Source organism: Microbacterium sp. LjRoot45 (assembly GCF_964253325.1).
Lineage (GTDB): Bacteria > Actinomycetota > Actinomycetes > Actinomycetales > Microbacteriaceae > Microbacterium.
Genome location: NZ_CAXUQM020000001.1, coordinates 1,437,666 through 1,449,905, shown reverse-complemented (window position 1 = coordinate 1,449,905; position 12,240 = coordinate 1,437,666). Strand labels below are relative to the sequence as shown.

The window sequence follows — 12,240 nt, the reverse complement described above, 5'->3', positions numbered from 1 at the left end:
CGGCTTCCGGCAGCGGTCTCGGCATCTAGGGTTGAGGGGTGAACAGCGTCCCGGCCGGCATCGTGCACCTCACCGATCGCACTCCGCAGGTGTCGGGCGCCGAGATGGTGGCCGCGCTCGTTCCGCCGCCCCAGTTCGACGACGCGACGTTCGAGACGTACCGCGTCGACCCGCAGTACCCGTCTCAGCAGGAGGCCAAGGACCTGCTGGTGACCTTCAGCGGCGGTCAGCGCGCCGCGGCGCGCGCCGGCGGGCTCTTCCGTCGGCGCGAGAAGGCACCGGAACTCAAGCCCGGGGTCTACCTGGACGGCGGGTTCGGCGTGGGGAAGACGCACCTCCTCGCCGCCGTCTACCACGCCATGCCCGCGCGCCGGAAGTACTTCGGGTCCTTCATCGAGTACACGGCGCTCGTGGGTGCGCTGGGCTATCAGCAGACCGTCGCGCTGTTCCGCGGTGCGGACCTGCTGTGCATCGATGAGTTCGAGCTCGACGACCCCGGCGACACCATGGTGATGACGCGTCTGCTCGGGGAGCTCGTCCCGACGGGTACCCGGTTGGCGGCGACCTCGAACACGCCGCCGAACGCGCTCGGCGAAGGACGCTTCGCCGCGCAGGACTTCCTCCGCGAGATCCACGCGATGTCCGCGAGCTTCCAGACCCTGCGCATCGACGGCACCGACTACCGCCAGCGCGCCATCGACGGACACGGCAAGACCCTCACGGATGCCGAATACGCCGACGCGCTCGCGGCAGCCGACGGTACGGCATCCGACGACGCGTTCGCCGACCTCATCCGCCACCTGGCGACCGTGCACCCGTCCCGCTACCTGCGTCTCATCGACGGCGTCTCGGCGATCGGGCTGCGCGAGGTGACCCAATTGGACGATCAGTCGGCCGCCCTGCGCTTCGTCGCGTTCGTCGATCGCGCGTACGACGCGCAGATCCCCGTGCGCGCCACGGGCCGCCCGCTCGACGAGGTCTTCTCGGAGGAGATGCTCGCGGGCGGATATCGCAAGAAGTACCTCCGCGCCATCTCACGGCTCGTCGCACTCACCCACGCCTGAGCGAACTGCCAGCGCACGGTCGGGGCGCGGAAACGTGGAATTTACGTAACGGGCATCCGTGTAATCAAGGCGAAACACGGGCCGTACCCCCGAGGAAACCCCGTGTCGGAACACTGGGGGCACCCGACGCTACACCTGCGTCCCTGCAGAGAGGTTTCTTCCGAGATGGATCAAGGCAACACCGCATTCATTCTCATCGCCGCAGCGCTGGTCCTGTTGATGACGCCCGGTCTGGCGTTCTTCTACGGCGGCCTCGTCAAGGCGAAGAGCGTCATCAGCATGATGATGATGAGCTTCGGGGCTATGGGCCTCATCGGCGTCCTCTGGGTGCTCTACGGATACGCGATCGCGTTCCCGGGCGCCGAGGGAACGATCTTCCCCTGGGCCATCGACACGTCCGCACTGGGCCTGTCGAGCCTGCTCGAGACTCCTGAGGGCGCGGCGTACCCGCCGCTGGCCTTCGTCGCGTTCCAGGCGACGTTCGCGATCATCACGGTCGCGCTGGTCTCCGGTGCGATCGCAGACCGCGCCAAGTTCGGCGCCTGGATGGTCTTCGCGGGCATCTGGGCCACGGTCGTCTACTTCCCGGTGGCCAGCTGGGTGTTCAACTTCGGCCTCGCCGAGGACGGCAGCTTCGCGTACGGCGGTTGGATCACGCACGGTCTGCAGACCGCGTTCGGCGTCGGCGCGATCGACTTCGCCGGTGGTACCGCGGTGCACATCAACGCCGGTGCGGCAGCTCTCGCCCTCGCGCTGGTCCTCGGCAAGCGCGTCGGGTTCCAGAAGGGCGTCCACGTGCCCCACAACCCGCCGTTCGTCCTCCTGGGCGCCGGTCTGCTGTGGTTCGGATGGTTCGGCTTCAACGCCGGTTCGGAGCTCGCCGCCGACGGCACCGCCGCGCTGGCGTTCGTCAACACCATCGCCGCTCCCGCGGCCGCGCTGCTCGCCTGGCTCCTGGTGGAGAAGATCAAGGACGGCAAGCCGACCTCCGTCGGAGCCGCTTCCGGTGCCGTCGCAGGTCTGGTGGCGATCACTCCCGCCTGCGCCTCGCTGCAGCCCATCTGGGCGATTCTCCTGGGCCTGATCGCCGGCGCGGTGTGCGCCCTGGCCATCGAGCTCAAGTTCAAGTGGGGCTTCGACGACTCGCTCGACGTCGTGGGCATCCACCTCGTCGGCGGCCTCATCGGCACGCTCTACCTCGGCTTCTTCGCCAACGGCACGGGCCTGCTCGTCGGTGGCGACGCCACCCAGCTGCTGGTTCAGGCCATCGCAGCCTTCGCCGTCCTCATCTACTCGTTCGTCATCGCCTACGTCATCGGCTTCGCGATCGAGAAGACCATGGGCTTCCGAGTGAAGAACGAGGACGAGATCGCCGGCATCGACACCGTGGTGCACGGCGAAGAGGGATACGTCCTCGCCGACACCAAGGCCTGATCGCTCCGCTACACAGCACCCGGAAGGGCGCTGGGCTTCGGCCCGGCGCCCTTTCGCGTTGCTAGCCTGACGGCATGGGTGGATCTCGCAGCGGGTCGTTCGTCCGCGACCTCTTCCGCACCGTCACGGACGCGCTGCGGGGCGCGCAGACGTCAGAGCACGCTCCACCCGCAGACGCGACATCGCCGGCGGGGCGAGCCGGGCAGACCGTGGAGATGGACCCGCGCGACGCACACGATCTTCTCCTCACCTATGCACCCGATCCCGACGGCGATCCCGATGCGGGGGAGATCGTCTGGACGTGGGTCCCCTACGCCGAGGACGACGGCCGGGGAAAGGACCGACCGGTGCTCATCATCGGCAGGCAGGATGCCGCGCACGTGTACGCCGTGAAGCTGACGAGCAAATCGCACGATGGTGACCGCGACTTCCTGCCACTCGGAACGGGGGACTGGGACCCTGCCGGACGCGCATCGTGGGTCGATGTCGACCAGTTGTACAGCGTGCCGGTCGACGGGGTCAGGCGCGAGGCGTCAGCGCTCGACATCGATCGGTTCACGACGGTCGCCCGCGCGCTGCAGGTGCGCTACGGCTGGGACGCGGGTTCCTGATGTTCGCCTGGCTGCGGCGACTGTTCGGCGGACGCCGTGAACGGTCGGCGAAACCCACGACGGCTCGGCGCGAGGCGGCTTTCGACCGCGTCACTCTCACGTGGGAGGTACCCGAGCCGAAGAGCAGGCCGGTGCACATCGTCTACGCGCCTCGGCGCGACAGCCTCCCGGATGCCGGTGAAGTGGTGTGGGCGTGGGTGCCTTTCCAGGAGAACCCCGCAGACGGCAAGGATCGCCCGCTTCTCGTCATCGCTCGTCACGACGTGCAGCGGGTGTACGCGCTGAAGCTGACGTCGCGTCCGCCGCAAGGACGCCGCGACCACGTGTCGATCGGGGTGGGCCCGTGGGACAGGCAGGGGCGCGAGTCATGGGTCGACCTCGACAAGCTCTACAGCGTGCACCACGGCGGCGTGCGGCGGGTGGGTGCGGCACTGGAGCGGCGCACGTTCGCGGCCGTCGGTCGCGCGCTTTCCGCCCACCACGGATGGCGATTCGACGGCTGATCGGTCGTCGTCCCGGAGACGACGAAACCCCCGCCGTGGCGGGGGTTGTGCGGTGGGCGATACCAGACTCGAACTGATGACCTCTTCCGTGTGAAGGAAGCGCGCTACCAACTGCGCCAATCGCCCGTAGCTCCTGAGGAGCCGACACCCGATGCTACCCGATGCGGGCACGCACGCCGAATCGACGGAGAGACACGCGCGGGGCGCGCTCGGTTTTGCACTTCGTCGCGGGTGGGCTAAAGTCGATCAAGCGCCCGGGGCAACCAGGGAGCACGCGGATGTAGCGCAGTTGGTAGCGCATCACCTTGCCAAGGTGAGGGTCGCGAGTTCGAGTCTCGTCATCCGCTCGAGTGCGGGGATTCCCTTTCGGGGGAGTCACGACACGTGGGTCGAACCACACACGGTGGCGTGGCCGAGCGGCTAGGCACCGGCCTGCAAAGCCGTTTACACGGGTTCGAATCCCGTCGCCACCTCGCTCATAACTGAACAGCCTTTACAGGCGCGATTGGCGCAGCGGTAGCGCGCTTCCCTGACACGGAAGAGGTCACTGGTTCGATCCCAGTATCGCGCACCACCGAAACCCCCGGAAAGCCGGGGGTTTCTTCATATGCATCCCAGGCCGTGGACCTAACTTGTGCTGAGTCACCTGACTCACCCGGCCACGACGTCGTGGCGGTTCCGACGACCCGAACTGCCACAGCTGACAGGTCGCGCCGAGTGGCGCGCGTCGTCGGCTGAACCTGTGAGGCGCACATGTTCGGGGCGTACCGTCGGGTCATGGAAACACAGACACGAACGGGCGGCACGGATGCCGTGGCGCTGGGCCTCGGATCGGTGCTGGTGGGTTCGTTGCCTGCTGCTCTGATGACGGATCATGCTCCGGATCGCTACACGGTGGAGGCGGTGTTCACGCGACGCCCTGAAAGGGACGAGATCAAGGAGATTTTGGGGAGCGAGACGAAAGCTCGCCTAGCCGGTGCGGGTTACCCGACCGTCGAGGTGACGGTATCGGATCGTCGACTCGAGATTGCAAACACGAACCTCGAGGAGTTGCGCGACGGTCTCGGAAGCGTGCTCGCCGACCGACTCGCGCAGATCAGCGCGGCCGTGCGGGCCAGGCAGGACGAGGCTGCGATCCACTTCCGGGATGCCGCCAGCGGCGAGCAGGCGAGGGCGGCTTCGGTAGCGGCCCTCGCGGAGTCGGTGACGTTCCACGCGTCCGGCGACGCAGGGCCGGCCCCCCGATCAGAAGCCCAACGACAGGACGGTCGCGGTCACTCAGAACGATGACCGCACCACCTGATGCGACCGCCGCGAGTCGCAAACTCGCCGCGGTCGTCTACAACCCGGCGAAGACCCCTCTCGATCGCCTTCGCCGAGCAGTACTCCAGCACGAGGAAGCGCATGGGTGGGAGCAGTCACTCTGGTTTGAAACCGACAGCGCTGACTCAGGGCGGGCGGCCGGCCAGCGTGCCCTCGCAGCGTCGCCAGGCGTGGTCATCGTCGCTGGTGGCGACGGCACGGTTCGCGCCATCGCCGAAGTGACGCAGGGTGGCGGAGTCCCGATCGCCCTGGTGCCCGTGGGCACTGGGAACCTTCTTGCTCGCGATGTGGGCGTTCCGCTCAACGATCTTTCAGCCTGTGTGTCTGCGGCGTTCTCAGGCGAGGATCGTGCGGTCGATGTAGGCGTGGCTGAGCTACAGGACGAGGACGGGAACCGACGAGAGCTGACGTTCGTGGTCATGGCGGGCATCGGTCTGGATGCGGCGATGGCCGACAGCACGAGCTCGATCGCCAAGAAGCACCTCGGCTGGTTCGCGTACGTCGCACCGATAGCCCGCTCGGTGATCTTGAACAGGCTGTTCCATCTCGACTACCGGATAGACGGCGGTCGTGTGAGATCGACGCGAGCGCACACAGTGATCGTCGGCAACTGCGGAACGCTCACCGGCAACATGCTCCTGATCCCCGCTGCGACCGTCGACGACGGTCTCCTGGACGTCGTAATGATGCGCCCGGCGGGTCGCATCGGGTGGGCGCGGATCGGCACTCGCCTCACCCTGCAGGGCCTCGCCCGCCGGTCAAGTCTCACTCGTAGCCTTCTCCAACAGGCCCCCGAACTGCACTCGCTCGCCTACGTCCAGGGCCGACGGTTCGACGCACACTTCAACATCCCCCACCTCATCGAACTCGACGGCGATAGCTTCGGGCATATCACCCGTCTCCGCGTGACTGTCTGCGCAGGCGTGCTACGGGTGCGGACGCCGAGCGGATCCACAGCGGTGTGAGGCGGGACGACGAAGCACAGACGCCTCACCGCGGCAGATCATGCCTTGGTTCGCCGGGCGCGTTGCCGGAGAATCCCGAAGATGATCGTGCCGACGAAGAGCACGATGCCGATGATGGCCAACCAGAGCAGGCCCTCGAACACGAATCCCACGATCGACAACACCACCCATGCCACAAGCAAGATGAGAAGTACTGTCCACATGTTGCTCACCTTACGCACGATCTCTCTCGGAAGGCAGCGGCCTCGACTCGTGCCCCTGGTTCGATCCCGGCCTCGCACAACCTCAAACCCCCGGCCCGTCCGGGGGTTTCGTGTCTCCGGGCGAGGACGCTCCCGCCGGACTAGGCTCGGCGCATGGCCCATCTCGTGCTCTCCGTGGTCGGCGACGACCGCACCGGTCTGGTCAGCGCACTCGCAGACGCCGTGGCGGCACACGGCGGCAACTGGGAACGCAGCGAGCTCGCCGAGCTCGCGGGCGCGTTCGCCGGCATCGTGCTCGTCTCCGTTCCCGACGCCCGTGCGGCAGAGCTCACCGAGGCGCTGCGCGGTCTCGACGGGCTCCTGCGGGTCACGACGCACACCGGCACCCCCGCCGCGGCGCCTCCGGGCAGGTCTCTGACGTTCACCGTGCTGGGCAACGACCGTCCCGGGATCGTGCGCGACGTCACGACCGCCGTCAGCGCGCACGCGCTCAGCATCGACGGTTTCACGAGTCGCACCCTCGAGGCGCCCATGGCCGGCGGCACCCTGTTCGAGGCCACCGTCACGGTCCGCATGTCCGAGCACGCCGATGCTACGCCTGTCATCGCGGCCCTGGAGCGGCTCGCTGACGAGATCCAGGTCGACCTGAGCGTCGGATGACGGTCACCGCGCTCCCCGAGCGGATACGCGTCGAGCTTCGCGCGGCAGCGGACGCCTCGCGCGCTCGGAGCCAGCAGGCGTACATGAAGTCGGATATGCCCTTTCTGGGGGTTCGAGTTCCCGACGCGCGACGCATTGCGCGAGCCGCCGCCCGCGGTGTCGAGAGCCCCGACCACCTCCGTGCCGCAGCTCGGGAGATGTGGGATGCCGCGACCCACCGCGAAGAGCGCTACGCCGCCGAGGCGCTGCTGACGCTGCCTCCTGTCCGCGGCGACCTGGCATCCGTTCCCCTCATCGAGCACATGGTGCGGTCGGGCCGCTGGTGGGACTTCACCGACGAGCTCAGCGGGCGCATCGCCGAGATGCACGACCGGCACCGCGCGGAGACGGCGGCACTCGTGCGCACCTGGAGCTTCGACGACGATCTCTGGGTGCGCCGACTCGCGATCCTGTCGCAGCTCGGCCGGCGCGAAAGAGTCGATCGCGACCTGCTCTCCGAGGTCATCGCGCCGAGCATCCCGAGCGACGAGTTCTTCCTCCGCAAGGCCATCGGCTGGGCGCTACGCGACTACGCGCGCTTCGCGCCGGACTGGGTCGCGCAGTTCGCGGCAGAGCACCCGCTCAGCGCGCTCAGCCGGCGCGAGGCGCTCAAGCACATCTCGCGCTGACGAGGCACACCGTTCAGGCGCGAAGAGCGAGCGGGAGGACCGCGGCCGCGACCGTGAGTGGCGCTGCGAGGAGTCCCCACAGTACGTAGCGCCGCCAGGGCACCTCGACGCCGACAGCGTGCAGCCGCTGATGCCAGAGGAGGGTGGCCAGCGAGGCCCAGGGCGTTATGAGCGGCCCCGCGTTGACACCGACGAGGAGCGCCGCGAGACGTTCGGGGCTGTCGGCGGCCGACTCGAGCGCAAGGTACGCGGGCAGGTTGTTGCCGACATTGGCGGCCACAAGACCGACGCCCGACAACCACCAGAGATCGCCGGCCCCGGAACCATGACCGGCGACGGCCTCGATGAACTGCCGGGAACCCGCGGCCTCCAGCGCACCGACGACGAGGAACAGTCCCGAGGCGAACACGACGAGCTGCCAGGGGAGGAGGGAGAGCGTCAGTGCTCTCGGCGACCGCCAGACGAAGAACGCGCCGAGCACGACGGCCGCCCCCGATGCGGGGATCCACGGTTCGAGCCCGCTCACCAACAGAGGCATCATCACGCACACGACAACGGCGGCGAAACGCAGTTGCAACCGGTCCGCGATGACCGGGGGCGCAGCGACCGTGAAACGGCCCGCGAGTTCACGGCGGTGAAGGACCAGAAGCAGGCCCACCGTGACGATGACCGCCACGACCGCAGACGGACCGAGCAAGAGCAGGAACGTGCCGGCGTGGGCGCCGTCGAGCTGATGCATCGCCAACAGGTTCGTGAGGTTCGAGACGGGGAGGAAGAGCGACGCGGTGTTCGCGAGCCACACCGTCGCGAAGGCGAACGGCATCGGGCTGAGCCCGTTCGCCCGAGCGACGGCCACGACGACCGGCGTCAGCAGGACTGCCGTCGTATCGAGCGAGAGGAAGGCGGTCGCGAGCACCGCGAGCGCCACGACGGCAAGCCACAGCCGCACCGTGCGGCCTCCCGCGAGCCTGGCCACGCGCGAGGCCACCACGTCGAACACCCCCGCGGCGGCGGCCAGTTCGGCCACGACCGTGACCGCCACGACGAACAGCAGCACCGGCCACACCCGCTCACCGATGCCGAGCGCCTCCGCCGGACTCAGCACCCCCACCGCGACGGCGACGCCGCCCGCGAGGAGCAGGACGACACCGATGAGAGCGAGCTTCACGGCATCCATCATGGCCCGCACCCACGCGCACGGACGCAGCGCCACGGCACGGGTGCGCGGCGACGATAGACTCGGTGCATGGAACACCGCCGGAGCCTCGCCGCGGCCTTCGTCGCGCGCACCGGCACGCGAACGCCTCACGCCTGAGCGGGCAGGACGCTGACGCGTCCGAAGCTGAGCAGATCATTCCACCCAGCTGGACAACAGCGATTCTCTGGAGAAGCTCCTTTGACTGACGTCACCACCCCGTCGGACGTGTCCTATCCCGCCGACGGCTTCGCCCTCTTCCCCGACCGCTCCGTCATCGCGCTGCGCGTCAACGGCGAACTGAAAGACCTCGCGACCGTCGTCACGGCAACGGATGCCGTCGAGCCCGTCGCGATCGACAGCCCCGACGGGCTCGCCATCCTGCGCCACTCGACTGCGCATGTCCTCGCCCAGGCCGTGCAGCGCATCCGTCCGCAGGCGAACCTCGGCATCGGCCCGCCCGTCGTCGACGGCTTCTACTACGACTTCGGAGTCGACGAGCCGTTCACCCCCGAGGATCTGAAGGCCATCAAGAAGGAGATGGAGCGGATCGTCCGCGAGGGGCAGCGCTTCGTGCGCCGTGTCGTCACCGACGACGAGGCCCGCGCGGAGCTCGCCGACGAGCCGTTCAAGCTCGAGCTGATCGGCCTGAAGGGCGGCACGAAGGAAGTCGCGGAGGGCGCGTCGGTCGAGGTCGGCGCCGGCGAGCTCACGATCTACGACAACGTCACCCGCGACGGCGAGACCGCCTGGAAGGACCTGTGCCGCGGACCCCACGTTCCGTCGACCCGCATCGTCGGCAACGGGTGGGACCTCACGCGCATCGCGGGCGCCTATTGGCGCGGCAGCGAGAAGAACCCTCAGCTGCAGCGCATCTACGGGACGGCGTGGGCCACCAAGGACGAACTGCGCGCCTACCAGCAGCGTCTCGAGGAAGCCGCCAAGCGCGACCATCGGAAGCTCGGCAAGGAACTCGATCTCTTCTCGTTCCCCGACGAGATCGGCTCGGGCCTCAGCGTCTGGCACCCGCGCGGCGGCATCGTGCGCGGCGAAATGGAACAGCACGCACGTCGGCGGCACATCGAGGGCGGCTACACCTACGTGTACACGCCCCACATCTCGAAGGAGGATCTGTTCCTGACCTCCAACCACCTCGTCACCTACAAGGACGGCATGTTCCCGCCGATCCGGATGGACGAGGAGACCGACGCCGAAGGCAACGTCACCAAGGCCGGGCAGGACTACTACCTGAAGCCGATGAACTGCCCGATGCACATCCTCATCTACAAGGAGCGTGCGCGCAGTTACCGCGACCTGCCGCTGCGTCTGGCCGAGAACGGCACCGTGTACCGCAACGAGCTGTCGGGGGCCCTGCATGGACTCACCCGGGTGCGCGGCTTCACTCAGGACGACTCCCACCTGTTCGTCACGCCCGAGCAGCTCGAGGCGGAGGCGACCCGCGTGCTCGAGTTCGTCATCTCGATGCTGCGCGACTTCGGCCTCGACGACTTCGAGCTCGAACTCTCGATGCGCGACGACGAGAAGGCGAAGTGGATCGGCAGTGACGAGTTCTGGGAGTACTCCACGAACGCGCTCCGCAATGTCGCCGTGGCGAGCGGCCTGAAGCTCACCGAGGTTCCCGGAGAGGCCGCCTTCTACGGTCCGAAGATCGACCTGAAGACGAAGGATGCCATCGGCCGCACCTGGCAGCTCTCCACGGTGCAGGTCGACCCGAACCTGCCGGAGCGCTTCGGCCTGGAGTACACCGGCTCCGACGGTGAGAAGCACCGACCGATCATGATCCACCGGGCGCTGTTCGGCTCGATCGAGCGCTTCTTCGCGATTCTGCTGGAGCACTACGCCGGCGCCTTCCCGGTGTGGCTCGCGCCCGTCCAGGTCGTCGGCATCCCTGTCGCGGAGGACTTCGCGCCCTACCTCGACGGCATCATCGACCGCCTCCGGTCGGCCGGCGTGCGCGCCGAGGTGGACCACTCCGACGATCGCATGCAGAAGAAGATCCGCACGCACACGACGCAGAAGGTTCCCCTCCAGCTCATCGCCGGCGCGCAGGACAGCGCGGCGGGAACGGTCTCGTTCCGCTTCCGCGACGGCACGCAGACCAACGGCATCCCCGTCGACGAGGCGATCGAGCGGATCGTCCGCGCGATCGCGGAGCACACGCTCGTCAACACGGCGGAGGACCTCGCGTGACGGACGGCCTGGAAGACGCCGCACGACTCGGCGGGGTGCCCGACGAGTTCCAGCGGCTGTGGACGCCGCACCGCATGGCGTACATCCAGGCCGGCCCGGAGGCCATGCAGGAGGAGTGCCCCTTCTGCGCGGCGCCCGCGCGATCCGACGCGGACGGCCTGATCGTCGCGCGCGGTGAGACCGCCTACGTGCTGCTGAACCTCTTCCCCTACAACTCGGGACACGTCCTCGTGTGCCCGTACCGGCACATCGCGACGTACGACGAGGCGACGCCGGAAGAAGTGGCCGAGATCGGGGCGCTCACGCAAACGGCCATGCGCGTGCTGCGGGAGGTCTCACGCTGCGATGGATTCAACATCGGCATGAACCAGGGACGGGTCGCCGGGGCGGGTGTCGCCGAACACCTCCATCAGCATGTCGTCCCGCGGTGGGCCACCGACGCCAACTTCTTCCCGATCATCGCCAAGACGAAGGCGCTGCCGCAGCTGCTCGGCGAGGTCCGCGAGGCGGTCGCGTCGGCATGGCCGCCCGCGTGAATCGACCCCGCGGTCTCAGCGCACCTGCGAGACGGCGAACTGCAGGCGAGGGTGCGCGTAGTACTCCTGCGCTTCGATGAGCTGAAGCTCGCGCGCGCCCGACTCGTGGGTCGTGGTGAGCAGGTCGAAGACGCTCGACACCGTCTTCGCCAGCGCATCGGCGGCGTCGCCCGTCGCCCGGTAATGCGCCGTGAAGAGCGCGGCGGTCACGTCGCCCGAACCGTTCGCCTTCATCGGGATACGAGGAGTCTGGACGATCCAGGCGCCCTCGTCGGTCACGGCGAGCATCTCGATCGTGTCGGCGGGACGGTCGGGACGTTCGACGCTCGTGACGAGCACGGTGGACGGCCCCATCGCGCGTGCAGCGTCCGCAGAGGCGAGCGTGGAGGCGAGGTCGCCCGGCTCCGTGTCGGTGAGGAAGCCCAGTTCGAACTGGTTGGGAGTGATGATGTCGGCTGCGGGGACGACACGCTCGCGCAGGAGCACGGGAATGGCGGGGGCCACGAAGCACCCGCTCTTGGCGTTTCCCATCACGGGATCGCACGCGTAGACCGCCGACGGGTTGGCCGCCTTCACGCGCGCGACGGCATCGAGGATGACGTCGGCGATGCCCTCGCCGCCCTGGTAGCCCGACAGCACGACATCGATGTCCGCGAAGGCACCGCGCTCCTCGATCCCCGTGATCACGTCTCGCACGTCGTCGGGGCTGATGAGAGGACCTCGCCATGCACCGTACCCCGTGTGGTTGGAGAAGTTCACGGTGTAGACCGGCAAGACCTCGACGCCGATGCGCTGGAGAGGGAAGACGGCGGCGGAGTTCCCTACGTGACCGTAGGCGACGGCGGATTGAATCGACAGGATCTTCAC

General features: G+C 68.1%; 13 protein-coding genes, 4 tRNA genes and 1 pseudogene. 14 read left to right on the top strand and 4 right to left on the bottom strand.

Annotated elements, in window-relative coordinates:
- Positions 1 to 38 precede the first annotated feature (38 nt).
- The 4 genes from zapE (at position 39) to ACSQ18_RS06870 (ending at position 3,612) form a co-directional block, all read left to right on the top strand.
- Positions 39 to 1,064, top strand: coding sequence for a cell division protein ZapE (zapE, locus tag ACSQ18_RS06885; protein ID WP_436036380.1), 1,026 nt, complete (start codon positions 39 to 41; stop codon positions 1,062 to 1,064).
- A gap of 165 nt (positions 1,065 to 1,229) precedes the next feature.
- Positions 1,230 to 2,498, top strand: coding sequence for an ammonium transporter (locus tag ACSQ18_RS06880; protein ID WP_436036378.1), 1,269 nt, complete (start codon positions 1,230 to 1,232; stop codon positions 2,496 to 2,498).
- Positions 2,499 to 2,572: 74 nt separating this feature from the next.
- On the top strand, positions 2,573 to 3,109 hold the full coding sequence (locus ACSQ18_RS06875; protein WP_436036376.1) for a type II toxin-antitoxin system PemK/MazF family toxin: 537 nt from the start codon (positions 2,573 to 2,575) through the stop codon (positions 3,107 to 3,109).
- Complete coding sequence (locus tag ACSQ18_RS06870) at positions 3,109 to 3,612, top strand: type II toxin-antitoxin system PemK/MazF family toxin (RefSeq protein WP_436036374.1); 504 nt, start codon at positions 3,109 to 3,111, stop codon at positions 3,610 to 3,612. Before ACSQ18_RS06875 ends, ACSQ18_RS06870 begins: the two co-directional genes overlap by 1 nt.
- 53 nt (positions 3,613 to 3,665) lie before the next feature.
- Here ACSQ18_RS06870 and ACSQ18_RS06865 read toward each other — a convergent pair.
- Positions 3,666 to 3,738 (bottom strand) — tRNA-Val (locus tag ACSQ18_RS06865).
- Positions 3,739 to 3,886: 148 nt separating this feature from the next.
- On the opposite strand from ACSQ18_RS06865, the gene ACSQ18_RS06860 reads away from it, so the two are divergent.
- The 6 genes and pseudogenes from ACSQ18_RS06860 (at position 3,887) to ACSQ18_RS06835 (ending at position 5,900) form a co-directional block, all read left to right on the top strand.
- A tRNA-Gly gene (locus ACSQ18_RS06860) sits at positions 3,887 to 3,959 on the top strand.
- 55 nt (positions 3,960 to 4,014) lie between these two features.
- Positions 4,015 to 4,085: transfer RNA gene (locus ACSQ18_RS06855), tRNA-Cys, on the top strand.
- 26 nt (positions 4,086 to 4,111) lie between these two features.
- A tRNA-Val gene (locus tag ACSQ18_RS06850) sits at positions 4,112 to 4,186 on the top strand.
- A gap of 203 nt (positions 4,187 to 4,389) precedes the next feature.
- Positions 4,390 to 4,902: a hypothetical protein gene (locus ACSQ18_RS06845; protein ID WP_436036372.1), complete on the top strand. Its 513-nt coding sequence runs from the start codon at positions 4,390 to 4,392 to the stop codon at positions 4,900 to 4,902.
- Positions 4,899 to 5,288: pseudogene (locus ACSQ18_RS06840) on the top strand (diacylglycerol/lipid kinase family protein); the annotation flags it as partial. The gene ACSQ18_RS06845 and the pseudogene ACSQ18_RS06840, both read left to right, overlap by 4 nt.
- Before the next feature lie 12 nt (positions 5,289 to 5,300).
- A complete protein-coding gene (locus ACSQ18_RS06835) occupies positions 5,301 to 5,900 on the top strand; it encodes a diacylglycerol/lipid kinase family protein (RefSeq protein WP_436038397.1) in 600 nt (199 codons plus the stop codon).
- 38 nt (positions 5,901 to 5,938) lie between these two features.
- On the opposite strand, the gene ACSQ18_RS06830 is transcribed toward ACSQ18_RS06835, so the two are convergent.
- Positions 5,939 to 6,112 (bottom strand): hypothetical protein, encoded by a 174-nt coding sequence (locus tag ACSQ18_RS06830; RefSeq protein WP_436038467.1) that lies wholly within the window; start codon positions 6,110 to 6,112, stop codon positions 5,939 to 5,941.
- A 144-nt stretch (positions 6,113 to 6,256) separates the two neighbouring features.
- Between ACSQ18_RS06830 and ACSQ18_RS06825 the strand changes: the two genes are divergently transcribed.
- Positions 6,257 to 6,763: a glycine cleavage system protein R gene (locus ACSQ18_RS06825; RefSeq protein WP_436036371.1), complete on the top strand. Its 507-nt coding sequence runs from the start codon at positions 6,257 to 6,259 to the stop codon at positions 6,761 to 6,763.
- Positions 6,760 to 7,431: a DNA alkylation repair protein gene (locus ACSQ18_RS06820; RefSeq protein WP_436036370.1), complete on the top strand. Its 672-nt coding sequence runs from the start codon at positions 6,760 to 6,762 to the stop codon at positions 7,429 to 7,431. The genes ACSQ18_RS06825 and ACSQ18_RS06820 overlap by 4 nt, the downstream gene beginning before the upstream one ends.
- 13 nt (positions 7,432 to 7,444) lie before the next feature.
- Here the strand turns inward: ACSQ18_RS06820 and ACSQ18_RS06815 are convergent, their stop codons facing one another.
- The gene (locus ACSQ18_RS06815) at positions 7,445 to 8,608 is read right to left on the bottom strand and encodes an SLC13 family permease (protein ID WP_436038396.1); all 1,164 of its coding nucleotides are present in this window, start codon (positions 8,606 to 8,608) and stop codon (positions 7,445 to 7,447) included.
- 219 nt (positions 8,609 to 8,827) lie between these two features.
- On the opposite strand from ACSQ18_RS06815, the gene thrS reads away from it, so the two are divergent.
- Both thrS and ACSQ18_RS06805 read left to right on the top strand, forming a co-directional pair.
- Positions 8,828 to 10,837, top strand: coding sequence for a threonine--tRNA ligase (gene thrS / locus ACSQ18_RS06810; RefSeq protein ID WP_436036369.1), 2,010 nt, complete (start codon positions 8,828 to 8,830; stop codon positions 10,835 to 10,837).
- A complete protein-coding gene (locus ACSQ18_RS06805) occupies positions 10,834 to 11,373 on the top strand; it encodes an HIT family protein (protein ID WP_436036368.1) in 540 nt (179 codons plus the stop codon). Before thrS ends, ACSQ18_RS06805 begins: the two co-directional genes overlap by 4 nt.
- Before the next feature lie 15 nt (positions 11,374 to 11,388).
- On the opposite strand, the gene pdxY is transcribed toward ACSQ18_RS06805, so the two are convergent.
- Positions 11,389 to 12,240 (bottom strand): pyridoxal kinase PdxY, encoded by an 852-nt coding sequence (gene pdxY, locus ACSQ18_RS06800; protein WP_436036367.1) that lies wholly within the window; start codon positions 12,238 to 12,240, stop codon positions 11,389 to 11,391.